The organism is Cytobacillus dafuensis, assembly GCF_007995155.1.
Lineage (GTDB): Bacteria > Bacillota > Bacilli > Bacillales > Cytobacillaceae > Cytobacillus > Cytobacillus dafuensis.
On record NZ_CP042593.1, the window covers coordinates 932002 to 957279 of the forward strand.

Below are 25278 nucleotides of genomic sequence, written 5' to 3' on the forward strand. Positions count from 1 at the left end.
GGGACTGTCCCATAAGGTGTCTGGCATCCACTCAATACACATCTAGAATCGCTTATTGATACTAGATATTGTTCGTGGTGCCTGACACCTTTGCTTTTTCCCACTCTTTTTTATGAATGGTATAGTGGTAAAATTTTTGATCATCAATTTCAATATCACCAATAAAATGGAACCCTATCTTTTGAATAACTTTATTTGAGCTTACATTGTCTATTCGTGCAACGGCATTCAAAAGCTCAACATTCGTATTCTCAAACAAATAGTTAATCAATCCTTTTGCTGCTTTTGTGGTATATCCTTTATTTCTATAATGCTTTGAAATAGCATAACCGATTTCTCTATTAGGAGCAGGTAATTCTTCTTTGATCCCTGTATTGCAAAAACCAATAAATTCACCTGTTTCTTTTATAAAAATTCCTAAGTTTAGATAGTTTTGCCCTTCAATATTAGGTACGGCTGCTAAAAATTCTTTGTTTGATGGTATTTCATAATTGGTTATCCAGTTTAATCTTTGTTCTCTTGTTGCTTTACTGCCCGGTATGAATTCATGGACTTCTGGTTGAGAGGTAAGTTCATATAATGCATCAACATCTTCAATCCTGTATTCTCGCAGGATAATTTCTCCGCAGTCTATTGTCAATAAATCCTTCAAAATGATTCAACCCCTGTTTTTAAAAATACCATTTTATATTCTATTTTCTATTTAAAAATACCTTTTGTAATACGTCGAGACTTTATAAAAATAAAATATTTTATTAGAAATGTGAGAAAAAAATCTTTTCAGTTCGTTGTATATAGTGTAAAAGCTTTTACAAAAAAAGAAGGGGAATGCAGTATGAAGTCTAATGATGAAAATTTTATCCACCGTTTACAGCAGCAAAAAGAAGACGCATTAGAATATATTGTTGATCGATTTTTGCCATTAATAAAGGGAGTAACTTATAAGGTTCTTTCCCCGCTTGGAAATGATGGCGTCATTGATGAATGTATCAATGATATTTTTCTTTCAATATGGAACAATTCGAGAAAATTTCAAGGAGATTCGACAGATTTTAAAAAATGGATATGTGCCATTGCAAAGTTTAAATCTATCGATTACTACAGAAAGGCTAGTAAACCAAATGATTTCACTTCAAATTATATGGATATAAATGCAGAAAAGTCAGCAGAAGATGAATTCATTACCATAGAGGACAAGAATGAAATAATTCAATTAATTAATCAATTAGAGCCGATCGATCGAAATATTTTTATTATGAAGTTTTTTCTTGGTTTAAAAACGGAGGATATTTCAACAAAACTTGGGTTGACGAAAGCTTCAATAGATAATCGGATTTATAGAGGGAAAAAGAAACTTAATCAAAAAGCGTCGAAGCTTAATCTGGGAGGAAGTTTAGTATGAAGGATATTTATGAATTATTAAATGATGTTGACATAGATGTTCATGAATTTGAGGAAATGAAGACTAATGAAGTTGAGAAAGCTAGAGTGAAAAAAAAGTTAAAAGAATCCATTCAAGTTAAAAAGAAAGTGAGACGCCGTTACAAAAATATCGCTGCAGCTGCACTTGTACTAGGATTATCTACCATGACAGTTGGCTTTGCTTTTCCTACCTCCGCAAGCAATATTCCGATTATAGGGGACATTTTTAAATTTATTGGCAGTGAAAAGTTAGGCTTTTATGATCATTACAAAGAGTATTCTACTCATTTAGACATGATGGAAGAAAGTAATGGAATTAGAATAACGATCAATGATGCCATCTTTGATGGAGAAACTGTGTCTGTAACTTTTACAGTCGAAAGTGAACAAGATTTAGGTGACGATCCAATTATTTTCAATCATCTCGACATTAAAGGCGCAAATAGAATGTCTGGAATCTCCAAAATTACAAAGGTTGAAAATAACAAGTATGTCGGTTTAATGACGGCCAGCGAATTTAGTGAAGCTGATCTAGGCAATGTCAAAGTAAATTGGGAAATTGGCAGTATAACTATTCCAGAAAATGATAAGGAAATTAAAGGAGATTGGGACTTTGCTTTTTCAATCGATGCAACAGAAAGTAAATCAAGCTTGGTAGGCCAAAACGTAAAAGAAAAGGGTGTACAAGTAAATATAGAGAAAATATCCGTGACGCCAGTATCCTTTGTTATGTACTACGATCAAGTCGTTTCCGAGGAAATTCGCAATAAGTGGCAAGGTACTTATGTAGATTTAGAAATAAAAGATGACTTAGGAAATGTATATTCTGGTGAAGGAAATGGCGGATCAGGAAAAGATGGATATTATATGAGCTGGAGCAAAACTTTTGAAAAATTAAACCCAAATGCAACGAAGCTAATCGTCACTCCTCATGTAACGAACTACAGCTCTGAAAATCAGACCTCTATGGAAATGACAAAAGATGGTCCTAAGGAAGTAAAACTGCCTGAAAAACCGGGTAAAGGACAAGAAGAATTTGTTTTAGAAGACATCGTAATTGAATTAAAGAAATAACTTACTACTCTTAATGTAACGGGTTCGGTTATTGGAGTGAAAACATTGAATAACAACCTAATTGGGGACACAATTCATCTACGAATTAGTGTCCCCCTTTTTATTGTTATATCAATACTCTAACGGATTTAACACACTGATTAGCATATCAACATCTATGCAAATTGGAAACACCACATAGATTTATGTGTTGTTGTTGAAACCTGTGCTAAAACAGTTACGAATTGGATATCCAAATGTATGACCAATTTGAACAGTAGATAGAGCTTAATAAATGTAAACTTGCTTTTTGAAGGAAAATGGAAAAATTGTGTTAAAATTAATTTATAGATTGCGAAATGATGTTCTGAAACGAAGTATTTTACTTGAAATAATGAGGTGATTACAATAAAGAAAATAATCGGTTGGATAACTGCTTTAATGACACTCGTGATAGGCATTAGCATTGGTTACTATTTCATTGCATTATCACTTTATGAGCCATCAGACGAATTATACGGATTCCCCATTCCTAAAAAGGCTGAATTTGTTCAAGAAAGCGACAAATCCAAAAGTTATGATTGGTCAAGGACTTCCGAAGAAAATGGAATACCGTTTGATTACGAAATTGCTCTTAAAGTAAATGATTGGAAAAAAGGTGAAAGAGAAGGAGCTTCCGTTTTATACAAAAAAGGAAATCATACAATTGATTTGATTTCTACTACCAAAAGGTTAGACATTATCAAAGTAAAGTAGGTAGCACTTACAAAGGCTTCTTTAACAATTGGGTACTTTAATCAATTAGGTTGGATATATATTACACCAAAAAACGCTCAGGTTTTTGAAGTGAACCCAAATTGTTAGACAAAATATTTTAAGCAGCTTTTAGGGGCTGGATTCTGTATTCTACAGGGCTCAGTCCTTTTAATTTTGCTTTAATTCGATTGTGATTGTAGTAATAAATATAATTTTCTAATTCCAATGTAAAATGCTCAATACTCTCAAACTCTAGTAGATAAAGGAGTTCAGATTTTAATAAGCCAAAGAAATTTTCTATGACTGCATTATCCAAACAGTTGCCCTTTCGAGACATACTTTGTGTCATATGATTTTCTTTCAATAAGTGTTGATATTTTTTCATTTGATAGTGCCAACCCTGATCAGAATGAAGGATAGGTGTATCCCCCTCAGTTAAACATAGAAAAGCTTGGTTTAACATCTTTGATACGAGAGGAAATACTGGTCTCTTTTCAATATTGTAGGCTATAATTTCGCCATTAAACAAATCCAGAATTGGTGAAAAATAAAGCTTTTCCCCAAACAAATGAAATTCAGTTACGTCTGTTACCCATTTTTCATTAGGTTTAGAAGCTTTGAAATCTCGTTCCAATATGTTAGGAGCGACACTTCCTACCTTTCCGCGATAAGAACGATATTTCTTAATACGCACAAGAGATTTTAAACCCAGTTGGGTCATAAGTCGACGTACTGTTTTATGATTAATACAATAGTTACGATTTCGTAATTCTAGGGTGATTCGACGATAGCCATACCTTCCTTTATGTTCGTTAAAAATCTCCTTAATAGCTTCTTTAATGTCTGTATATTTATCAGGACGTTTTAACTGTTTAACCCAATAATAATAGGTGCTGCGTTTTATGCCTGCCACTTTAATTAGATTAATTACTTTAAACTCGGACCTTAGCTCAAAAATCACTTTCGCTTTTTGACGCTCTGAGATTTCCTCTCTTCTTGAACTAAGGCATTCAACTTTTTTAGGTAAGCATTCTCCATTCGTAAATATTCAAGTTCAGCCAACAATGCTTCCTGAGATCCTTCTGCTGGTTGTTTTTTCTTTGATTCCTTTTTCATGAATGGACGCCCCTTTTTCTTTGATTCGAGGGCGTCTATTCCTTGAGATTCGAATAGTCCTCTCCATTTTCTGATTAAAGCAGGAGAAGTAATGTTAAAAATCAAAGCAGTTTCATTCGGAGACGTCCCATAATCATTCATATAATTTAATACGTCTAGTTTAAACTGAGCTGAGTAACTTGTATAGGATTTTTTCAGGAATACTTCCACACCATGAGTCTCGTATTGCATTACCCAGTTTCTTACTACACTGTCAGATGTATTAAGTGACTTCGCTATTGAAATATAACTCTCTTTACCTTCTAAATAACGATGAACTGCAGCTAGTTTATCCTCAGCCGTATATTTAGCCATAGAAAAACTGCACCTCCAATTGTTAGTTTTGTGTCTAACAATTGGGGTGCAGTTCATTTTTCTGAGCGTTTTAGCTTGCAATTTATATTTGCTAATTTACTGTTAAAATACATGCTAATTAGGTTGTCATTTTCAATGTTTTTAGCATTTTTCTCCCTATCAACCGAACCCGTTACTCTTAATGGACTGTCTTATTTCTATAGGACAGTCTTTTTTATTTCCTAAATAAATCATTCTTTGACATCTTCCTGACACATTCACCGTTTAAAGTATAACTTGTAAGGCAGCAAGTCAGTACTTATTAAAAGAACAAATCGAATATATATATTAATTTAGGAAAGCAGGGATTGAGATGAGAGAAGATAGACCACTTAATGATGTAGGCCCTCTTAATGAAGAAAGCTCACTTAATGATGAAGGCCCACTTAATGAACAAAACCAGCCTAATGATGAAGGCAAATTTAATGAACAGAACCAATTTGATGAAGAAAGTTCACTGAATGTAGAAAGCTCAGTTATTGAAGAAAACCCAATTAATGAACAATTCCAGAAAACTGAACAGAGTCGTTTAGAAACAAAGCAAGTAAAAAACTCTAAGTATAAAAGCCTCTTAATGACTGTATCAGCTGGTGTAATAGGATCAGTTTTAACATTAACAGCTGTAACGTATCTTCCTAATTTTAATAATGATGCACCTCAGGAGGAAGTTTCTCAAGCTGCATCAGCAAATCCATCTTCTGGATCTCTAGAAGTAAACAATGTTTCAACTAATTCCTTAGCTGATATGATTGAGCAGGCATCAAAGGCAATTGTCGGCATAACCAATATTCAGCAGCAAAACAACCCCTTCTTAAATCAAGGAGGTGGAGAAGTTGAAAGTGGATCAGGTTCTGGAGTCATTTTTAAAAAGTCAGGCAATACTGCATACATCGTGACAAATAATCACGTTATTGAAAATGCAAATAAAATCGAAGTTACTTTAGAAAATGGTGATAAAACAAAAGCTGAATTAATTGGGACAGATGCTTTAACTGATATTGCGGTATTAAAAATTTCAGATGCTAAAGACGCAGCTGTTCTAGATTTTGGCGATTCCTCGAAGGTCCGCGCTGGTGATCAAGTATTAGCTATCGGGAACCCACTTGGACTTGATTTATCAAGAACGGTAACACAAGGAATTGTCAGTGCGGTTAATCGATCCGTCGAGGTCTCTACATCAGCAGGAAATTGGGATGTAGAGGTTATTCAGACAGATGCTGCCATTAATCCAGGGAATAGTGGAGGAGCTCTAATTAATACTTCAGGCCAAATGATTGGTATTAATAGCATGAAAATTGCAGAAAACGGTGTAGAAGGATTAGGATTTGCCATACCGAGCAATGAAGTGAAAAATATTATTAATGAAATCATGGATAATGGACAAGTTGTTCGTCCTTATCTTGGTGTAAGCTTAGCAGATCTAAATGAAATTCCAAGATTCTATTTTCCAGATCTCCCTAACTCTGTGACAAAAGGAGCAGTTGTAACAACAGTAGATCCAGATGCAGCTGGTGCTAAAGCCGGCCTTCAAGTACAGGATGTCATTGTGTCAATCGGTGGTAAAGAAATTAACGATTCTAATGACCTCCGTAAAAATTTATATAATCATTCCATCGGAGATAAAGTGGAAGTTAAATTTTACCGAGATGGAAAATTAAAGTCAGTAAAAGTTACTTTATCAAGTAAACAACTGTCATATTAATAAGGAGAAAAAATGAAGAATAAAGAAAGAGTAGTTTGGATATCAGCTTTAATGATCATGATTGCCTTGGTCATTACATTAATCGTATTCCCAAATAAGAACGTAGCCAGTGTAAATGGAGAAGAAATTACTAAGGATGATCTTTACGATCAGCTTGTCGCTCAAAGTGGTCCAGAAATGTTAGATAAGCTAATTACAGATGAAATAATTGAACAAGAAGCGAAGAAGGAAAAAGTAAAAATTAGCCAAGATGAGATTGATAAAGAAATGAAAACCCTTGCTGAACAATACGGCGGCGAAAAGGCCTTTGACGAAATTCTTAAAACAAACGGGGTCGATAAAACGGAATTTGAAAAGAGTATGGAAACATATTTGACTACAAAGAAGCTGTTAGAGCCTAGAATCAAAATTACAGATGATGAAATGAAGACCTATTTTGAAGAAAATAAGGCAAGCTTTGCCCAAGAAGAGCAAGTACAAGCAAGTCATATTCTAGTCGAGGATGAAAAGACTGCTAAAGAAGTAATCAAGAAAATTAATGCTGGAGAAGATTTTGCTAAATTGGCAAAGGAATATTCAACAGATGCATCAAATAGCGAATCCGGAGGAGAATTAGGTTATTTTGGACGCGGAGATATGGTTGAGGAATTTTCAAATGCTGCGTTTTCTCTTCCAGTCGGTAAAATTAGTGACCCAGTGAAGACAGAATATGGATACCATGTGATTAAAGTAACGGATAAAAAGGAAGCGAAGGAAGCAAATTATGAGGACTCCAAAGAGAAAATAAAAGCTGCCATATTCGATTCAAAAATATCCTCAGAGTTTTCCACTTGGTTAGATGAAAAACATAAAGAATATGAGATTAAAAACTATTTAGATGGAAAAGGCAGTGAAGAGGAGAGCGAATAGCAGGAGCTTTACGACAGTATATTACCAATACAAAAGGTTGACTTATATTTAAGTCAACCTTTTGTATTTAAAAATTAATATTCATAGCTTGCGCCATTAATTTAGGTAAATCAGTGTTATTGTGTAACCCACTAAAAAGATAAGAGCTAGGTCCGAATGCATATATAGGTACATCAGTGCCAGTATGGACTAAGCTTGTCCATCCAACAAGTGCACGTTTTGAAATGACTTTATTAATGGCAATTGCCGGCTTTGAGGCTGCTTTTATTTTTTGAACTTCCTCAACTGTTAAATCAATTTTCGCATACTCTTTTACAATATCATTGATATTGCTGCGGTCTGCATTCAATTTGCTTTCCATAAAATCACCTGTAGCAATTACATTACGGAGGATTTCTAGGTTGGCATCATACTGACCATACCCGCCAACTGACATCCCACCCGTGTCATGATCTCCAGCAATAACGACTAAAGTATTTTTATCCATTTTCGCAAATTCCAAGACTTCTTTTAATGCATTTTCGAAGGCTTCAATATCTTTCATCGCCCATGCTGCATCATTAGCATGTCCAGCCCAGTCAATTTGGCTTCCTTCAATCATAAGGAAGAAGCCATTTTTATCTTTTTTAAGTACATCAAGCGCTTTTTGGCTCATTTCAGCTAAGCTAGGCTCCTTAGTTTCATCCCGATCTAACTCAGGTGCTAAGCCTACAGTAGCAAATAAACCGATTAGCTTGTCTGTACTCCCTGCCATTTCCAATTGTTCACGATTATTAACAATTTCATATCCTTTAGCTTTTGCGATTTTTAATAAAGGTTCAGTAAAATATTTTCTACCGCCGCCGAGTAATACGTCTACATCATTTTTTATAAATTGTGGTGCGATATCCATTTCATTGGCACGAGAGGCAACATGTGAAGCAAACACGGCAGGCGTGGCATGAGTGAGGGATGCAGTCACAACTAATCCAGTAGCTTTTCCTGCCATTTCAGCTGCTTCCAAAATCGTTTTCAACTCTTTTCCATCAGGTGAAGTGCTTATCATCCCGTTATTTGTTTTTTCGCCTGTTGCCATCGCAGTCCCAGCTGCTGCTGAATCAGTTACCTCTGAACTAGCCGAATATGTTTTAATCATCCCGACTAACATGGAATCCATAAGCGATTCTCTCCCTTTATACCAACGATAGTTTGTTACATAAGAAGAGGAAAAGCCATCAGGAATCATAAATATGATATTTTTTACCTTTCCAATACTAGAATTTCTTATTTCCGCTTCTGCAGTTGAAAGAGCCCCAACTAAACCACCAATAACAAATAAAGATACGACAGCAATAGGTAAAACTTTCTTTTTAAGCCCCTTTTTAAACAATCTTTTTCCTCCTACTTAATAAATAGTCAAACCCAATTTAATTTTTGTAATTTACCATGGTATTAAGGTGAAGTAAAAGTGATGTAAATAATTTCAAAAGGTTTGTGTTTTTATTCTAGATGATTAAGGAGATTTTTATGTAGAGTTTGAACAATTTTTTATAGAGTGACTAATTTTTACCCAGTTTTGAAAGTAGATTTCCAAGTTGGTGATTTCTTTCGATTGGAATAAGCTTAAGCGTTGTATAACTGAAATATACGATAAAAGAAATATCAATGATTAAGGAAAACCATATTAGAACATGCATAGATGGCTCGCTCTATTGTTTACACTCATTTATATTCTTGTGTGCCTGTCTCCATCTGTTGGCTTTTTGCTAGAGACTGCTCAGTGTTCTTTTCACTATCACCGATATTTAGTCCAATTACACCTAATATGATTAATAGGATCGAAACCGTTTTAATAAGATTCATCGACTCTTGAAAAACGTAATACCCGATTATGGCGATAGCAGCCGTACCGATTCCTGACCAAATAGCATATGCGACACTGACAGGTACTTGTTTTAATGAAAAATTTAAGCAAGTAAAGGCTAATAAATAAAAAACAACCATTAACACTGACGGCCAAAACTTTGAAAAACCATTAGATAATTTCATTGATACAGTACCAGCTACCTCAAGCAGAATCGCTAGCATTAAAAAAACCCATGCCATCTCATATCACTTCCTCTATAAATGTTTATTTTCCTTTAGGAGGGTACCTTTCCCCATTTTTCTTGAAGCTGATTTTAAATTTTAATTGGGACCAAAAAAGTATATGAAAATACGCAGTTTTTTGTCAAATTTACCCTACAAAAAAATATTTACTTTCTCAAAACACGGGAGTATTATATACAACAGTTTCATATTTCTAAATCGCTGAAACCAAATGGTGCGGGGGAACCGTTCTTGTGGATAGGTACTAATCCAAGGGGTGAATCCTAATAAGGTAGGGCTACTCAAGGCCCGAATCCGACAGCTAACCTCGTAAGCGTTGATGAGAAGGAAGGTGGAGCTTGTACGGTCAAAATCTTTGATGCCTACAGGTCTATTTATTGATGACTTGTAGGCTTTTTTCATTGGTTAATTTAGGTAATAGTGGGACGAAATGGCCAAGAGGAAAAGTAAGCACTAGGATTTTTTACAAATGTTTAACGAATTAAAGGGGAATTATAATAAAAAACAATTTGGTGGTGCTTTTGAGTGGTATCAGAATTGAAAAAAGTCATAATTGGAAAACCTTTAAAATCACATGAATTAGGGGAACAGAAACTTATAAAAACAAAAGCATTGGCGATTCTTTCGTCTGACGCTTTGTCCTCTGTTGCATATGGACCCGAGCAAATATTAATTGTTCTCGCAACAATAGGTGCAGCAGCGTATTGGTATTCAATTCCGATCGCCATAGGAGTATTGGTACTATTAACAGCACTTATTCTTTCTTACCGACAAATCATTTTTGCTTATCCAAAGGGTGGTGGAGCGTATGTGGTATCAAAGAATAATCTGGGGATTAATGCAGGTTTAATAGCTGGTGGTTCCCTGTTAGTCGACTATATATTAACCGTAGCGGTTAGTGTGTCAGCAGGTACGGATGCGATTACATCTGCCTTTCCTGCATTACATTCTTATAATGTGGCTATCGCTATATTCTTTGTTTTATTTATTACAGTATTGAATTTGAGGGGTGTTACGGAGTCTGCTTCTATACTAGCCTATCCTGTGTATTTATTTGTTTTAGCGATATTTATTTTAATTGGGGTAGGTATTTATAAAATTGTTATAGGTGGAGTGTCGCCTGATTTGCATACACCGATCGGTACACCAGTTGCAGGAATTAGTTTATTTATTCTCCTTAGAGCCTTTGCATCAGGAAGCTCTGCTCTAACGGGGGTTGAAGCGATTTCAAATGCAATACCGAATTTTAAAGACCCAGCTCCTAATAATGCGGCTAAAACACTGCTGCTGATGGGTGTACTTCTTGCTTTGCTTTTTAGTGGAATTATTTATTTAGCTTATTATTACGGGATTTCTCCTAGTGAAAAAGTTACGGTTGTCTCACAAATTGCTGAATCAATCTTTGGACGAAACTTTATGTATTTTTTTATCCAGGGAACAACAGCATTAATATTGATTCTGGCTGCAAACACTGGTTACTCTGCCTTCCCGCTGCTGGCGGTTAATTTAGCTAAAGATAAGTTTATTCCAAGAATGTTTACAGTGAGAGGAGACCGTTTAGGATATTCAAATGGTATTATCATTCTTGCTGCTTTTTCAATCATTCTAATTATTGTATTTAAAGGACAAACCGAACATCTTATTCCGCTTTATGCTGTTGGGGTGTTTCTTCCTTTTACTTTGTCCCAGACAGGCATGATGGTTAAATGGATCCGTGAGAAGCCTGAAGGCTGGATGCTAAAATTGATTACGAATACAATAGGAGCTTTCATAAGCTTTATCGTAACAATCGTGTTCTTTTTGACTAAATTTCCACAAGTATGGCCAATCTTAATATTTTTGCCTATAATCATTATTTTGTTTCACCAAATTAGAAAGCATTATGAATCCGTTGGAGAACAGCTTAGGATTAACCCGAATGAACCAGTCGTACCTATTGAAGGGAATATCATCATTGTTCCTGTTGCGGGTATTACTCAAGTAGTGGAAAACTCTTTAAACTATGCGAAGTCACTTTCCGCTGACCATATTATCGCTGTTTACGTGTCTTTTGAAAGGGAAGACGAAAAAAGGTTTGAGGAAAAATGGAAGCAATGGCAGCCTGATATTAGACTAGTGACTTTGCATTCCTACTATAGAAGTATTATTAGTCCACTCACCAAATTTATTGATACAGTTGAGCATAAAGCAAGTGAAGCAAACTACCAAGTTACGGTCGTTATCCCTCAATTTATTCCGAAGAAGGGCTGGCACCATATTCTTCATAATCAATCTGGTTTACTGATTCATTCTTATTTGCTTTATCGAAGAAAAGTAATTATCACTACTGTACCTTATCGTTTCAAAAAGTAAAAAATGGGAGAACAAGAAACCAAAAAGAGTAGCCATGAAAACTAAGCAGTTCATGGGCATGAGTGTGGCAAAACCAGACTCATGCCTTTTATTTTTCCACGTTGAGCGAACGAAAAAACTTGCATTAATAAAAACAATATTATAATATTTAAATCGAAATCATTACGTTTTACGTTGAAAATATTTTTATTAACTTAAAAATGAAGAGCAAATTATCTCTTTTAAATCGTAATGATTTTGATTAAAACAAAGAGGTGAAAGAATAGTGAAGAAAATACCAGTTACTGTGCTAAGCGGCTACTTAGGATCGGGGAAAACGACATTATTAAACCATATATTATCGAATCGTGAGAATAAAAAGATTGCTGTAATTGTGAATGATATGAGTGAAGTAAATATCGACGCCTCGATGATCAAGCAAGGAGGCTTTTCACGAACAGATGAGAAATTAGTTGAGCTTCAAAATGGCTGTATATGCTGTACGTTAAGAGAAGACTTAATGATTGAAGTGGAAAGACTTGTTCAAGCAGGGAATATTGACTATATCTTGATTGAATCAACCGGAATTTCAGAGCCAATTCCTGTAGCCCAAACATTTACATATGTAGATGATAGTCTTGGAATAAATTTATCGGAGTATTGTCGTCTTGACACAATGGTAACTGTGGTGGACGCTAATCGATTTTGGCACGATTTTGCATCAGGTGAAAGCCTGCTGGATCGAAAACAAGCAATGGATGAATTAGATACTCGTGAAGTAGTCGACTTACTAATAGATCAAATTGAATTTGCAAATGTAATAATTTTGAACAAGGTTGATTTAGTAGATAACGAAAGTGTAAAGGAACTTATATCGGTTCTGCAAAGGCTAAATCCTGATGCAAAGATTATAGAAAGTGTCCATGGAAAAGTTGAATGTAATGAAATCTTGAATACTCATTTATTTGATTTTGAAGAAGCAAGTCAAGGAGCAGGATGGATGAAGGAATTAAATGAAGAGCATACACCCGAAACGGAGGAGTATGGCATTTCATCCTTTGTCTATCGGAGGAGGAAACCCTTTCATCCGGAGAGATGGACGAACTGGCTAGAAGATTGGCCAGTCGATATTGTTCGTGCAAAAGGCTTCTTTTGGCTAGCAACTCGGAATGATATGACCGGTCTACTATCGCAAGCTGGTCCTTCTATCATCCTGCAAGGTGCAGGTGAATGGCTTGCTGCTTATCCTGAAAAGGAAAGAGAAATGATTCTGAAGGAAGATCCAGAGCTCCTTGAAAGATGGGATGCAAAGTTTGGAGATCGAATGACAGAACTTGTTTTCATTGGGGTTGAGATGAAGCGAGAGGAAATTGAGTCTTCATTAGATGCATGCTTATTAACAGAAGAAGAAATGCAAATGGAATGGAATAAATTGAAAGATCCGCTTCCTCCATTTACGGCATCAGAATAATAGTGAATATCTCGAATATACACGCTACCTATAAATTATTTTGAAGGAGAAATCAATCATGAGAGTTAAAATTACGCTAGCTTGTACAGAAACAGGAGATCGAAATTACATTAGCACAAAAAATAAAAGAAATAATCCAGAACGGATTGAGTTAATGAAATACTCACCAAGGTTGAAAAAATATACTCTGCACCGTGAAACAAAATAATTTACTTTAGATGGGTTTATGTTTGTGGCTCTAGCTGAACAACCTTGTTAATAAAAGGTCTGGCTTTTCCTGATAAAAATACAATAATCTCTGTATTTTGGTCATAATAAGAAGAAATTAACTCGGAGGATAATATGTCATGAGTGATGAAGTTAGGCTAAGACCACTAGAGAGAGTTGACTTAGGTTTTGTTCACAAACTAAACATCAATGGGAATATCATGTCTTATTGGTTTGAAGAACCTTATGAGGCATTTGTAGAATTGCAGGATTTGTATGATAAGCATATTCACGATCAAGGTGAGCGGCGATTTATAGTGGAGAATAACGGAGAAATGGCTGGGCTAGTTGAATTAGTTGAGATTGATTATATTCACCGGAGGGCAGAATTCCAAATTATTATCGATCCGAATCATCAAGGCCAAGGCTATGCAAAGGCTGCAACTCGGCTAGCGATGGATTATGCATTCTCTGTATTAAATTTGTATAAACTCTATTTAATCGTCGATAAAAACAATGAAAAAGCCATTCACATATATAAAAAGCTTGGATTCCACTTTGAAGGTGAATTGATCGATGAGTTTTTTGTGGACGGCGAATATCATAATGCCATAAGAATGTGTATGTTTCAGCATCAATATTTAGGATGAGATTAATCATGGATTTACGGGTCGTAATTGCCCTCTTTAAAAAGTCGCAAGAAAAAAATACAAAACGCTGATAATAATAAACAAAAAAGCCATCAATAAGTGATGGCTCTTTTGCTTAGTTTAAGCTGAAATAGTTAGGCTATTATCTTTACCCTTATTAAATACTTTACGTAAGAATGGTAATACATAACGATCAAGACCAAATTTACCAGCATTAGCACCAGCTGCTGCGATGAAGATCGCCATTATGATATCTGTAGGATTATGAGAAATTGTACCAGCTAGTAAGAAAGAGAAGTTCATCACCATTGCAAAGAATGCAGCGGCAGTTGTTAAACATCCTAAAATTAGTCCTAATCCTACTAAGAATTCTCCTAGAGGGATAAGAATGTTGAACAACTCAGCGTTTGGTAAAGCAAATGATTCTAGAAATGAAACGTACCACCCATAAACAGGCTCAGTACCAAACACAACAGGGTTTTCGATAGAATGCGCTAAAAAGCCGCTCGCGTCAAAACCATCAGTTAATTTTCCCCAACCTGCTTTCATCCAAGCAAATCCTAAGTAAATTCTAATGACAGTTAAAATACCTGCTACGATATTATTCTCGCGTAATAATTTGTTAAACATAACTTTCACGTCCTTTGAAAATAATTAAGATGATTTCTACACTTAAAATTTACCATGTTTAAACTATTAAAATAATGTCTATGTGATACATTTCACAAATGTGTAATAAAGTTATGACTGATTCTTGAACAACCTTTTTACATAGATAACCCAATCATTGAACACAATTTTTTAAATGCAGTTTGATTATGTTCCCAGTCTAAGTGTGTTAAAACCTCATCCATTGAACACCATTTGTATATGTCATGTTCTTCGGATAACCTTATTGTAGGAATATCTACAACCTCAACACCAAAACAAATATCTTTCATTTTCATCGGAATATTATTTTTACTAGTGCCGAATGTTACAGAGTAATTTAAATCAATAATTTTCAATATTTCTGTAATCCCAGTCTCTTCATTAATTTCTCTTCTTATAGCATGTATCGGTTGTTCATTATTTTGAATGCCTCCACTTACTGGCTGCCAAAAGCCACCTCGAGATGTAACTCTTTGCAAAAGTAAGAATGCTGTTTTTGGAACTTTTGTATAAATGAATGCTTGAATATTAACTCGATCGATCATAAATTGGCTCCTTATAGATTTTTCTAATAACAACTTTTGAAGTTGGCAGTGTATAGCAATCATAAATTCATATGATGATAGGTTGATTCTATAAAGTACATAATATTTCCTTTTCTTTTTCTATTAAGTGAAACAAGAACTGTAGATACTCGACTAATTGTTTGAAGTGAATGAACCGGGGGATAAAAATGTTTAACAGCAAGATTAGTGAATGGTTTTATGAATATAGCAATGATATATATCAATTTCTTATCTATTATCTTGGCACAAGCGATGTAGAGGATTTAGTACAGGAGGTTTTTATTAGGGCAATAAAAAGTGTGGATCATTTTGAAGGTAAATCAAGCCCGAAAACTTGGTTATTTAGCATTGCGAGGCATGTTGCCATTGATGAAATCCGAAAAAGGAAAAGAAGAAAAATGAAGGATATTCTGATGATGAGACCTCATGAGGATGAAGCATTAAATAATCCTGAAAAAGTATTCAATATGAATGAGACAAATCAAGAATTACATAGGGTTATCCAAACATTAAAGAGCAATTATCGAGATGTGATTATATTGCGTGGTATAAAAGAGCTGTCCATAAGTGAAACAGCGAATGTTTTAAATTGGAGTGAAGAGAAGGTCCGACTGACATTCCATCGAGCGATTAAAGCTTTACAAAAAGAGAAAGAGAGGTTCCTATAATGCAAGAAGATAAGCAAATTGAAATTATGAATGAATTAAAATCCCTTCCAAAGCCAGTTCTTCAGCATCATGTGCAGGAACTAATTCTTAATGAAATTCAGCAGTTTGAATTCACTTATAAGCGTAAGAAATGGTGGTGTAGGATGATGAAACGTACAGTAGTTAGTTTTATAACGGCAGCAGCAATTATTTTTTTAAGCCTAATAGGATTAGAATCTTTTCAAGATAAATCTAGCATAGAGGGGAATTCTACCAACTCACAACAGGCCATTAAGGACAGTAAAGATCCTGAAAGCATAGCCATTAATGAAAAAGGAGAATATTATGATTCTATTTTAAAAGAGCATCAGGTTGCGTTAGATAATTTGTATGTTTGGATCCCAGAACGAAAAGAAACGGTTGTCATTGACCGTAAAGTAAAGGATAGCTTTGTCGTTGTGACAATAAGAGATAGGGATACGAATGAGCTCTTGGTAACATACGGGGAGTCATTTGGAGAAAAGAGTCAGAAAACAGTATATAAAGAATTCCGAAGAGATAAGGTCACGATAAAGCTCCAAGCAGATGTGGAAATTGATGTGAAAAATAATAATATTAAGCAGGTATTGGATACAAATCTACAGTTTGATCCACCGGTAATTAATAATGAAAATGTACGTATATTTGTTTATGGTAATAATGCGACAGGATCACCACCTGCAGATAATGTAACAATAAGTGCTTATATGAATGGGGAATGGGAGGATGGTTTGGATAGAGAAGCCTTTGTGATAGGTGTAATTCCTAAGTGATAAGATCAAGTTTCGTTTTTCATAAATGTTCTTTTCTAAGAAATTATGATTACATGACATTTATTATAAGCCACAGATAATTATGTAGATAACTTATATTGTTTAGATGTTACTTTAGAATGAAGCTTTAACCAAATATTAAATAAATGAACAAATAGAAAGAGTGTGTTTTGAAAAAGCTTGATCAAAACACGCTCTTTCTATATTCTAAGGGAGTTTTTTTAGCTAATCGGAAAGTTTAAGTTTATTAACGTACTAAAGTAAAGTGTGTGTTCTATTAAATTTCTGCTAATAAGATCGCATAAGAAAAACTTGGCATTCGCCAAAAAGGACTTGGCGAACGCCAAGTTTTTCTAATAAAAAAATAATCTTTCTGAAGAATGTTTGAATCTGCTTTTAAGGGATTGGTTTGAATATTTTAACAAAAATATATGAGTTTTGATGTGAAATTATGCGAATTTGTGTTATTTTTGTATAAATGAGTAGTACTTAATTACTAAAGTGGGTGGAAATATTGTTAGCTCATGAGCGTCATAAAAATATAATGGAAAGCTTGAGTAAAAATAAAATAGTAAAGGTATCTTCGATTACAAAAATGTTTGGCGTATCTACTGAAACAGTACGCAGAGATTTTGAATATCTCGAGAAAGAAGGATATTTAAGAAGGATACGTGGAGGCGCGGTATTAGATAATGTTAACAGTATAGAAATCAATTTCTCATTACAGGAAACCAAGAATATTGAGGAAAAAAAGGAAATAGCGAAAATTGCTGCACAATATGTGACAGAAGGCCAATCCATTGCTTTAGATGCCAGCACAACCAATATCGAATTCGCGAAGGAATTAAAAAGCAGATTTCAAAGACTAACAATTTTAACGAATTCCTTAATCATTGCCAATGAACTTTCAGAAATGCCTCATTACACTATTTTGCTGCCCGGTGGAGTACTTAATAATGAAAAATTATGTCTAGTAGGTTCTAAGGCAGAAGAATTTTTTGAAGGATTTCACATTGATACGTTTTTTATGAGCATTAGCGGTATTTCCTTGACGGAAGGGCTGACGGATTATGGGTTAGGTGAATACCAAGTGAAAAAGAAAATGCTTGAGAATTCTCAAAGCTGCATGGTGTTAGCGGATAGCAGCAAATTCGATGTTGCATCTTTATTGAAAGTCTGTCATCTCGAAAGGGTCGAACGTATTATTTCTGATTCAAAGCTATCTGAAAAAATACGACAGAAATATAAAAAAGAAGGTATTGAAATCGTGAATATAAGTTAATTGTTGAGGAAAAGTGACCGTCTACTTTTCCTCTTTTTTGTTATTTATATAAATATAGTTTGCCTTATTTCTTCATCACTCCTCAAATTTCAAGCTTTAAAAATAGATTGTTTCTATTTTTGACAAGCATTCAAAATTCACCATAAGAGTAAATGTGTGTAAATGTTTAATTTTGTGTTATTAACAATAAAAACAACAATAATTCACATGGGATTAACAATAAATCAATAGTTTTTGAGTATTATTATTTCATGTAAGTGGTAATTTGTGTGAAAATATTTCATTTTGTGTTATTTGGAGGTGGAATTTAATTGTCGTTTATTCCCATGACAATGTGGGAAAGAAGATTTAATTTTATGGGAATAAAGGTCTTTGTTTGGTGAAAATGGTGCTTTGTTACAATCTGATACTACATAATTAAGTGATCTTTTTCCTTGGAATTGAAATTAACTATTCTATCATTTGAGAGGAGTAATAATAATGAATAACGATAAATTGAACCATGAAGATGAAAAAACGTTACACGATGATCTTTTTAATAAGGAGTTGGATAGACGGACCTTTTTAGGAGGAGCAACTAAAGTTGCTGGAGTTGCATTAGGATTTTCTCTAGTAAACTCGTTAAATAGTTTATCTGTGAGTGCAGCATCTAGCACTTCTGTTATACATTCAAATGGAAATATACCAGATCTAGTTTTTCCTGTTATAAGCGATGTCCATATTCAACGTCAGAGCGATGATTTTTTAAATAAGTTTATTACTACATTAGAACAGTTAAATAAAGTTGCTCCTAAGCAAGATGCTTTTGTCGTTGTTGGAGATTTAACGGATTTGGGAACTGAATTAGAATATGATAAGTTAATGTCTGCATATAATCCACGAAAACAGCCTCAAGCAGTTTCTATGTTTGCTATTGGTAACCATGACTACTGGAATGGTTTATCAGCAGCTAATTCTCATAAACGGTTCTGTGAGAAAACAGGGATGGAATCGATTTTCTATCATAAGGTAATCAAAGGTTACCATTTCATTGTTCTTGGTACGGAAGATGGCAACACATCTGGGACCTTTTCAGTGAAGCAAATTGAATGGATGGGTGAACAATTAAAGATAGCAAATAATGATGATCCGAAAAAACCAATTTTTGTCTTCCATCACCAGCCTATCAAAGGCACCATTTATGGAAGCGAATGGGGCTTCTCTCAGAATAGAGACCTTTTTTACGATACGTTGAAAGAATATCCGCAAGTCGTCACGTTTTCTGGTCACACACATTATCCATTAGATGACCCTAGAATCATTCATCAAAAAGATTTTACGACTATCGGAACTTCTACAGGTGCCTATTTGTGGCTAGATGGTGGAAGAATTCAAGGAGAAGTGCCTGAGGGGGCAAGTTTCCTAAATCAAGCGTTGATTGTAGAAGTTTATAACAATAAATTAATTATTAAACGCCGTGATATTCATAACGATGACTGGACAGGTGAACCGTTCGAAATCAGCTATCCTGCTAATAAGCATAATTTTAAATACACAGAAGATAGAGATCAAAAAGCACCATTTTTTACAAACGATGCGATGCTTTCCATAGTTAATGAAAAAACGACTGCTACTAGTTTAGCTATCATGTTTACTCAAGCGAAAGACGATCTTCTTGTACACGACTATAAAGTGGTAGCAAGAAATGCTGATACAAAAGAAGTAGCGAAAGAATTTCTTGCTTTCTCAGAATTCTATAAAGATCCTGTACCAAATCCATTAACATTGCCAATTGACGAATTGAAGCCAAACACAACCTATGAGATTGAAGTGCATGCTCTTGATGCATACGGAAATGTAAGTAATAGCTCTTTGAAAGTATTAGGGAAAACGCTGGACGGTGTAGTAAAAGAAGTAACCATTAGCTTATCTAAAAATGTTTTAAACGGAGTAGAAGATACGGTAGAAGTTACGGTTGAAAATGCTAGAATTCCGAAAAGTGATTGGATAGGTTTATATGAAATAAATGATGAACCGGGACCAATTGCTTCAATATGGTGGATGTACACTGAAGTAACAGATGGAACGTGTAAGTTTACTTATAATCCAAAGAATAATATGTATCCAGGAAGATACAAGGAAGGTTCAACGTATAAATTGGTTTATTTCTATGGCAGCGGTTATGATGCTGTTGCATCAGCAACATTCACCGTTGGCAGTTAAGAAAACTAGAAATGAATGAAGATCCTAAAACATTTGGCTGTTGATAAAAATAGATTCAATTATAAGGAGGAGACAACATGTTTCAAAATATCGGCGTACCAGGATTAATATTAATTCTTATCATTGCTTTAATCGTATTCGGCCCATCTAAGTTGCCTGAAATTGGACGTGCTTTCGGTAACACACTAAGAGAATTTAAACACTCTGCTAAGGATTTAATGTCAGACGAAAAAGAAGAAAAGGAGCAAGTTAAGTAAATCAAGCGGAGATGTAAGTTGTAAGCTTACATCTTCTTATTTTTTGGCTGTGTTAAAGCTCAGTGTTGATAATGCTATTTTGTTGTTGATTGGAGCGGAAGGCGCGAGATCCTCGAAAATGCATTCGCATTTCCTTCGTGCGGTGTTTAATCGAGGGAGATTATTCAACGTCCTGCGGGAGAAGCGAGTCAAAGGAAGACCCCGCAGGAGCGATAGCGACGAGGAGGCTTCCGGACCGCCCGCGATCGCTAAGTGCCTGCAGCGGAAATCAACGGGGAAGTTTAACATAGTCATTTTTTCAGAAAGGAGAAACTGTATGCCTATTCAAAAGATGCATTTGACAGAGCACCTCGATGAACTTAGGAAACGGATTATCTATACTTTGATTGCTTTAATCATTTTTTTCATCGGATCATTCATTTATGTGAAGGATATTTATGCATGGCTTATTCGTGATCTTAACCATAAATTGGCTGTACTAGGGCCAAGTGAAATTATTTGGGTATACTTTATGCTTTCAGGTGTAGTCGCGATTGCTCTCACCATTCCAATTGCCGCTTATCAAATATGGAGATTTGTCAAACCAGCGCTTTCTGAAAAAGAACGAAAAACAACGATTTCATACATTCCTGGATTGTTTATCCTTTTTATCGCTGGTTTGTCCTTCGGTTATTTCGTTGTATATCCAACAGTTCTTAAATTTTTATTGTCCTTATCTGAAGGGCAATTTGAAACACTGTTTACATCTGAAAAGTATTTCAAGTTCATGATTAATATGACACTGCCATTTGGATTTTTGTTTGAAATTCCTCTAGTGGTTATGTTCCTAACTTCTATCGGGATCATTAATCCTATGATTCTTTCGAAGGCACGAAAGATCGCGTACTTTTTAATTGTTCTCACATCTGTTTTGATTACACCGCCTGATTTTATATCAGATATATTAGTGACAGTACCTCTTGTCATTTTGTATGAGATAAGTATTAACTTGTCAAAAATTATTTATCGAAAGAAACAGAAGGAGCAAGCGGATAACGAAATAAAAATGGAGCAAGTGTCTTATTAAAAATCGACTACTTTTGGCTAATAAGAAATTTTAAGTTTATCGCAGATTAACGGGCAGTAAGACCCCCACTTCAAGGATTCGCGTATGCAAAGAAGAGTAAGTGGGGGATCAACTGCCCGTAAATGCCCGTAAAATGAACACAGACTAAAAGCGCCACATCGTGTGGCAACGTCTGCGTGACCCACTTCCTGTGGGCCGCAACTAACCATCAGTGGGGGATGAAGGCCGACTAAGAACGCCACGTCCTGTGGCAACGTTGGCACTAGCACGTCCTGTGCGTCGAAAAACCCCCACTGATGGAAGTTTCACTTTATTAACGTACTAAAGTAAAGTGTGTTTACAATTAAATATCTGCTAATAAGATCGCATAAGTAAAACTAAGGCATTCGCCAAAAAAGACTTGGCGAACGCCAAGTTTTTCTAATCGTCTCAACAGGAAAAGGCCGCGCTTGGACTGTAAATCCAAGCGCGGTCTTTTAATATATTATGGCATGTAAGAATTTCACCAACTGGTTCTGTAAAAGTGCTAGCTTCCCCAATGATTCATCTTTCAAAATATTAAATATAGCTTATTAGTACTGGAAATCAATTAAAACCTTGTCCTTCACAAATTTCTAGCGGAATTATTTAATGACAAAAAATCGAATTTTCCACTCCAATTATTGGTTATATCGCCTAACAATACCTAATTATTTTTGGTTACCTTTTACAAAGACCACTAAAGGAATGGGTTCTATACTCGTTATATAGGTCGTATATGCCTTTTCATTATGAAGTGTAAAGTGATAAAAAGGAGGAATCTTTCAACTTAAACATGATAAATACTCGTTTTTTTTACATTTAGAAAATCTTCAGAGAAAAAAGATAACACAGTTGGTATAAGAAAAATCTGGTCACCTTTACATTCCGACAGGCAATTAGTGTGCGAGGATCAGCAGTAATTCATTTAGCTATATGACCTAAAGAATAGTATTTATTCAGTAATAAATACCAGAGAAGAATAATTTGAAAAAATATGTTCTATTGGGGGGAAATGTATGTCAGCCAACAACGTTGAGCAAAAGCTATTAGACCCGGAGTTTGAACACACTCCCGTACCTCAGGAATACCGAAAACAATTTTCTTCTGTAGCAGCGGTTTGGTATAGTTTTCCTATGGTTTTAACAAGTGCGGTGATAGGCGGAGTGGTTACAGCCATGCTCGGATTCAAAGCTGGTGTCGCAGCAATCCTGGCCGGAAACTTACTCTTGTGCCTCATAGTTGGATCGCTAAGCTATCTTGCAGGGAAAACAGGAGAGAATTTTTCCATAACGGCTCAAAGAACATTTGGGCGATTTGGTTATTATGCAGTATCAGGATTACTTTCCACAGTTGTAATTGGGTGGTTTGCACTGATGGTAGGTCTTACCGGTGACACAATGTTCCGTTCATTCGGAGCTAACTTGCTATTGATGACTATCATAGGCGGTATCCTTTATGTGGCCGCAACTTTTATCGGAATTAAAGCATTAACCATATTAGGATGGATTGCTGCACCGATGTATCTTTTACTAGGAATCATTTCAGTAGTAATCTCATTAAAATCTGGTACTACAGACATCTTAAATTACCAGCCAAGTCCTGGAGTAGGTGTGATGTCCTTCGGTGCTGCCGTTACTTTGGTATTTGCAACATTTGTTGATTCTGGTACAATGACGGCGGACTTTACACGCTGGGCAAAAAATGGAAAAGAAGGGTTTTTAGCTGCTTTTACTGCATTTCCATTCGCAAAATTCCTAGCTGAGGTGATTGGTGCTATTATTGTAGCGAGTGGTGTTGTCCTGAACCCTGAAGTTAACGGCGGAGATTTTATTACCATCTTATCAGGACAAGGCCCGGTGCTTTCAGCCTTAGCTATTATATTTGTATTTATTAATTTAGGTGTCGGTTGTACACACTGTTTATACAATGGTGCGGTTGGTTGGTCACATATGACTGGCGGAAAAATGAGAACGTTAACAATAGTATTAGGAATAATCGGGATTATCGCTGCCGTTTCTGGAATTTGGAACGCATTTCAAACTTGGCTAGAACTTCTAGGCTTAATTGTTCCGCCAATTGCGACAATCATTATAATGGACCAAATTGTTCTAAAAAGAAAATCCAAAAACCTGTCTGCTGAAACAATGAAATGGAGACCGCAGGCATTCATTGCATGGGGTTTGGCTTCCGTTGTCGCATTAATTGTTAACTACAATGCACCAGAATTTTCTGTTGCTTTTTCTGGAATTGTTTCCTCTGCTGTTTTCTTTTATATTGGCAGTCTGTTTTTTAAGCCAGCATCTGGTGAAATCTCAGAGAATAAAGCAGTATAGAATAGTAATAACAAAAAGCCGTTCCTGCTTAAATAAATGCAGGCCGGCTTTTTCTCCTTGCTAAAAAAATTAATAAGGTAAAGGCTGAATAAAATAATTCGGTGATTTTGTTTCATCATTATATGGCTTATGAAAAATATGTGTTGCAGCAGGAGAAACTGGGGGAATGAGCCATGTCCAGTCTCCTGTTACAGGTCGTCCGCACTCTGATTCTTTTTCCTCAAATCGTTTAAATTGCTGTGCCGCAGTATGATGATCAACGATACTGACTCCATCCTCTTTGTATGAATATAAGACAGCAGCATTTAACTCAACTAATGCTCGGTCCTTCCAGAGAGAACTATTTCTGCTTTGATCTAATCCCATTAATGAACCAATCTTCGGAAGCATATTATATCGAAAATCATCAGCTAGATTTCTTGCTCCGATTTCAGTACCCATATACCAACCATTAAAAGGAGCAGCAGAATAATGAATTCCTCCTATTTCAAGACTCATGCTCGAAATAATCGGAACAGCATACCATTTAAGCTGCATATCTTCAAACCACTTATAGTGAGGATGACGTATAAGAACCTCTAGGGTAAGTTCATTTGGTATTTCAAACATTTGCGGGCGATTATCATTCATTTGAATGACTAAAGGAAGTACATCGAAGTGCGTCCCATTCCCCTTCCAGCCTAGCCCAATACATATTTCGGTAAAAGCGATAGAATCAGGATCACCTATAATGCCATCTTTTGTTTTATAACCGGCATAACGGATCAATTGATGATTCCATATCCTGACTGATTCCTTGTTCTTTTTCTGTGGGAAAATAGTAATTGTAGGCCTTATACGACCTTGGTTCGTAGCATACTCGATATGCTCAAATAAAGCATCTCGAATGGATTCTTCGGTATTTAAATCTCGCTTATCAAACACCTTTAGACTTTCCCAAAATAACCTTCCAATACACCGATTGCTATTTCGCCAAGCCATTTTAGCTCCATGCTCTAATTCTTCTGCAGTGTGTTCATAATATCCGACTCTATTTATTTGTTCTTTAATTTCATTCAAACGATTGTCTATTTCTTGTTCACTTTTATTTAACTCATAGTAGCAGCTTCGAATAAATTCTTCTGCATCTTTAAATAAATCCGTAATCAAACGTAAATCCTCCTTGTTGAATGACTATCCTGATTATACCATAAGGAATTCGCCCGTTTCCCTGATGGCTAGTTTGTGCAAATTCGTTTAATAAAAGTAATAAAGTTTTTTGGATTAAAAGATCTTTTCTTAAAAAATGTACGAAAAGGCAAAACTATTTATTCTTGTTTTACGAATATATAGGTATAAGCTTA

General features: G+C 35.3%; 23 protein-coding genes and 1 riboswitch. Of the genes, 16 read left to right on the plus strand and 7 right to left on the minus strand.

What is annotated here, in order from left to right:
- Positions 1-61 precede the first annotated feature (61 nt).
- Positions 62-652: a GNAT family N-acetyltransferase gene (locus tag FSZ17_RS04615; protein ID WP_057775893.1), complete on the minus strand. Its 591-nt coding sequence runs from the start codon at positions 650-652 to the stop codon at positions 62-64.
- A gap of 183 nt (positions 653-835) precedes the next feature.
- Here FSZ17_RS04615 and FSZ17_RS04620 point away from each other — a divergent pair, with 183 nt between their 5' ends.
- The 3 genes from FSZ17_RS04620 to FSZ17_RS04630 all read left to right on the plus strand — a co-directional run bounded on the left by FSZ17_RS04620 (position 836) and on the right by FSZ17_RS04630 (position 3231).
- The gene (locus FSZ17_RS04620) at positions 836-1402 is read left to right on the plus strand and encodes a sigma-70 family RNA polymerase sigma factor (RefSeq protein WP_057775894.1); all 567 of its coding nucleotides are present in this window, start codon (positions 836-838) and stop codon (positions 1400-1402) included.
- Complete coding sequence (locus FSZ17_RS04625; RefSeq protein WP_057775895.1) at positions 1399-2496, plus strand: DUF4179 domain-containing protein; 1098 nt, start codon at positions 1399-1401, stop codon at positions 2494-2496. Before FSZ17_RS04620 ends, FSZ17_RS04625 begins: the two co-directional genes overlap by 4 nt.
- 420 nt (positions 2497-2916) lie before the next feature.
- Complete coding sequence (locus tag FSZ17_RS04630; protein WP_228460279.1) at positions 2917-3231, plus strand: hypothetical protein; 315 nt, start codon at positions 2917-2919, stop codon at positions 3229-3231.
- Between the two features lie 118 nt (positions 3232-3349).
- On the opposite strand, the gene FSZ17_RS04635 is transcribed toward FSZ17_RS04630, so the two are convergent.
- A protein-coding gene (locus FSZ17_RS04635; protein ID WP_146846384.1) for an IS3 family transposase occupies positions 3350-4701 on the minus strand; the annotation gives its coding sequence in 2 pieces (ribosomal slippage) (positions 3350-4254 and positions 4254-4701; 1353 coding nt in all).
- A 352-nt stretch (positions 4702-5053) separates the two neighbouring features.
- On the opposite strand from FSZ17_RS04635, the gene FSZ17_RS04640 reads away from it, so the two are divergent.
- Entirely contained in the window at positions 5054-6442 is a 1389-nt protein-coding gene (locus FSZ17_RS04640) for a S1C family serine protease (protein ID WP_082625396.1), read from the plus strand.
- Positions 6443-6454: 12 nt separating this feature from the next.
- Entirely contained in the window at positions 6455-7351 is an 897-nt protein-coding gene (locus FSZ17_RS04645) for a peptidylprolyl isomerase (protein ID WP_057776052.1), read from the plus strand.
- Between the two features lie 67 nt (positions 7352-7418).
- Here FSZ17_RS04645 and FSZ17_RS04650 read toward each other — a convergent pair whose 3' ends face one another.
- Both FSZ17_RS04650 and FSZ17_RS04655 read right to left on the minus strand, forming a co-directional pair.
- Positions 7419-8720, minus strand: a complete 1302-nt coding sequence (locus FSZ17_RS04650; RefSeq protein ID WP_228460280.1) for an alkaline phosphatase — start codon at positions 8718-8720, stop codon at positions 7419-7421.
- 332 nt (positions 8721-9052) lie between these two features.
- A complete protein-coding gene (locus tag FSZ17_RS04655; RefSeq protein ID WP_057776051.1) occupies positions 9053-9436 on the minus strand; it encodes a DMT family transporter in 384 nt (127 codons plus the stop codon).
- 192 nt (positions 9437-9628) lie between these two features.
- A riboswitch (cyclic di-AMP (ydaO/yuaA leader) is annotated at positions 9629-9770 on the plus strand.
- 194 nt (positions 9771-9964) lie between these two features.
- On the opposite strand from FSZ17_RS04655, the gene FSZ17_RS04660 reads away from it, so the two are divergent.
- The 4 genes from FSZ17_RS04660 to speG all read left to right on the plus strand — a co-directional run bounded on the left by FSZ17_RS04660 (position 9965) and on the right by speG (position 14098).
- Positions 9965-11791 carry an APC family permease gene (locus FSZ17_RS04660; RefSeq protein ID WP_057776050.1) on the plus strand — a complete coding sequence of 609 codons (1827 nt, stop codon included), beginning with the start codon at positions 9965-9967 and terminating at the stop codon, positions 11789-11791.
- 262 nt (positions 11792-12053) lie between these two features.
- Positions 12054-13241, plus strand: coding sequence for a GTP-binding protein (locus FSZ17_RS04665; RefSeq protein ID WP_057776049.1), 1188 nt, complete (start codon positions 12054-12056; stop codon positions 13239-13241).
- Positions 13242-13299: 58 nt separating this feature from the next.
- A complete protein-coding gene (rpmG, locus tag FSZ17_RS04670) occupies positions 13300-13449 on the plus strand; it encodes a 50S ribosomal protein L33 (protein ID WP_057776048.1) in 150 nt (49 codons plus the stop codon).
- 139 nt (positions 13450-13588) lie between these two features.
- Entirely contained in the window at positions 13589-14098 is a 510-nt protein-coding gene (gene speG / locus FSZ17_RS04675) for a spermidine N1-acetyltransferase (protein ID WP_057776047.1), read from the plus strand.
- A 120-nt stretch (positions 14099-14218) separates the two neighbouring features.
- Here speG and FSZ17_RS04680 read toward each other — a convergent pair whose 3' ends face one another.
- Together FSZ17_RS04680 and FSZ17_RS04685 are read right to left on the minus strand one after the other, a co-directional pair.
- Positions 14219-14728, minus strand: coding sequence for a DoxX family protein (locus FSZ17_RS04680; protein ID WP_057776046.1), 510 nt, complete (start codon positions 14726-14728; stop codon positions 14219-14221).
- A 137-nt stretch (positions 14729-14865) separates the two neighbouring features.
- Positions 14866-15294: an NUDIX hydrolase gene (locus FSZ17_RS04685; RefSeq protein WP_057776045.1), complete on the minus strand. Its 429-nt coding sequence runs from the start codon at positions 15292-15294 to the stop codon at positions 14866-14868.
- A 188-nt stretch (positions 15295-15482) separates the two neighbouring features.
- On the opposite strand from FSZ17_RS04685, the gene FSZ17_RS04690 reads away from it, so the two are divergent.
- From FSZ17_RS04690 to FSZ17_RS04720, 7 genes are all read left to right on the plus strand, one after another.
- On the plus strand, positions 15483-15983 hold the full coding sequence (locus FSZ17_RS04690; RefSeq protein ID WP_057776044.1) for an RNA polymerase sigma factor: 501 nt from the start codon (positions 15483-15485) through the stop codon (positions 15981-15983).
- Positions 15983-16774 (plus strand): hypothetical protein, encoded by a 792-nt coding sequence (locus FSZ17_RS04695; protein ID WP_057776043.1) that lies wholly within the window; start codon positions 15983-15985, stop codon positions 16772-16774. The genes FSZ17_RS04690 and FSZ17_RS04695 overlap by 1 nt, the downstream gene beginning before the upstream one ends.
- A gap of 514 nt (positions 16775-17288) precedes the next feature.
- Entirely contained in the window at positions 17289-18056 is a 768-nt protein-coding gene (locus FSZ17_RS04700; protein ID WP_057776042.1) for a DeoR/GlpR family DNA-binding transcription regulator, read from the plus strand.
- Positions 18057-18536: 480 nt separating this feature from the next.
- Positions 18537-20258, plus strand: a complete 1722-nt coding sequence (locus FSZ17_RS04705; protein WP_057776041.1) for a metallophosphoesterase — start codon at positions 18537-18539, stop codon at positions 20256-20258.
- 77 nt (positions 20259-20335) lie between these two features.
- Entirely contained in the window at positions 20336-20515 is a 180-nt protein-coding gene (locus FSZ17_RS04710) for a twin-arginine translocase TatA/TatE family subunit (RefSeq protein ID WP_057776040.1), read from the plus strand.
- A gap of 316 nt (positions 20516-20831) precedes the next feature.
- Complete coding sequence (tatC, locus tag FSZ17_RS04715) at positions 20832-21581, plus strand: twin-arginine translocase subunit TatC (protein ID WP_057776039.1); 750 nt, start codon at positions 20832-20834, stop codon at positions 21579-21581.
- Between the two features lie 1037 nt (positions 21582-22618).
- Positions 22619-23935: a cytosine permease gene (locus FSZ17_RS04720; protein ID WP_057776038.1), complete on the plus strand. Its 1317-nt coding sequence runs from the start codon at positions 22619-22621 to the stop codon at positions 23933-23935.
- 69 nt (positions 23936-24004) lie between these two features.
- Here the strand turns inward: FSZ17_RS04720 and FSZ17_RS04725 are convergent, their stop codons facing one another.
- Positions 24005-25084 (minus strand): nitric oxide synthase oxygenase, encoded by a 1080-nt coding sequence (locus tag FSZ17_RS04725; RefSeq protein ID WP_057776037.1) that lies wholly within the window; start codon positions 25082-25084, stop codon positions 24005-24007.
- Positions 25085-25278 lie beyond the last annotated feature (194 nt).

Excerpts from the sequence above, each read along its gene's own strand:
- FSZ17_RS04620 (WP_057775894.1), top strand. The coding sequence starts at position 836 with ATGAAGTCTAATGATGAAAATTTTATCCACCGTTTACAGCAGCAAAAA.
- FSZ17_RS04625 (WP_057775895.1), top strand. The coding sequence starts at position 1,399 with ATGAAGGATATTTATGAATTATTAAATGATGTTGACATAGATGTTCAT.
- FSZ17_RS04630 (WP_228460279.1), top strand. The coding sequence starts at position 2,917 with ATGACACTCGTGATAGGCATTAGCATTGGTTACTATTTCATTGCATTA.
- FSZ17_RS04640 (WP_082625396.1), top strand. The coding sequence starts at position 5,054 with ATGAGAGAAGATAGACCACTTAATGATGTAGGCCCTCTTAATGAAGAA.
- FSZ17_RS04645 (WP_057776052.1), top strand. The coding sequence starts at position 6,455 with ATGAAGAATAAAGAAAGAGTAGTTTGGATATCAGCTTTAATGATCATG.
- FSZ17_RS04655 (WP_057776051.1), bottom strand. The coding sequence starts at position 9,436 with ATGGCATGGGTTTTTTTAATGCTAGCGATTCTGCTTGAGGTAGCTGGT.
- rpmG (WP_057776048.1), top strand. The coding sequence starts at position 13,300 with ATGAGAGTTAAAATTACGCTAGCTTGTACAGAAACAGGAGATCGAAAT.
- speG (WP_057776047.1), top strand. The coding sequence starts at position 13,589 with ATGAGTGATGAAGTTAGGCTAAGACCACTAGAGAGAGTTGACTTAGGT.
- FSZ17_RS04680 (WP_057776046.1), bottom strand. The coding sequence starts at position 14,728 with ATGTTTAACAAATTATTACGCGAGAATAATATCGTAGCAGGTATTTTA.
- FSZ17_RS04685 (WP_057776045.1), bottom strand. The coding sequence starts at position 15,294 with ATGATCGATCGAGTTAATATTCAAGCATTCATTTATACAAAAGTTCCA.
- FSZ17_RS04690 (WP_057776044.1), top strand. The coding sequence starts at position 15,483 with ATGTTTAACAGCAAGATTAGTGAATGGTTTTATGAATATAGCAATGAT.
- FSZ17_RS04695 (WP_057776043.1), top strand. The coding sequence starts at position 15,983 with ATGCAAGAAGATAAGCAAATTGAAATTATGAATGAATTAAAATCCCTT.
- FSZ17_RS04705 (WP_057776041.1), top strand. The coding sequence starts at position 18,537 with ATGAATAACGATAAATTGAACCATGAAGATGAAAAAACGTTACACGAT.
- FSZ17_RS04710 (WP_057776040.1), top strand. The coding sequence starts at position 20,336 with ATGTTTCAAAATATCGGCGTACCAGGATTAATATTAATTCTTATCATT.
- tatC (WP_057776039.1), top strand. The coding sequence starts at position 20,832 with ATGCCTATTCAAAAGATGCATTTGACAGAGCACCTCGATGAACTTAGG.
- FSZ17_RS04720 (WP_057776038.1), top strand. The coding sequence starts at position 22,619 with ATGTCAGCCAACAACGTTGAGCAAAAGCTATTAGACCCGGAGTTTGAA.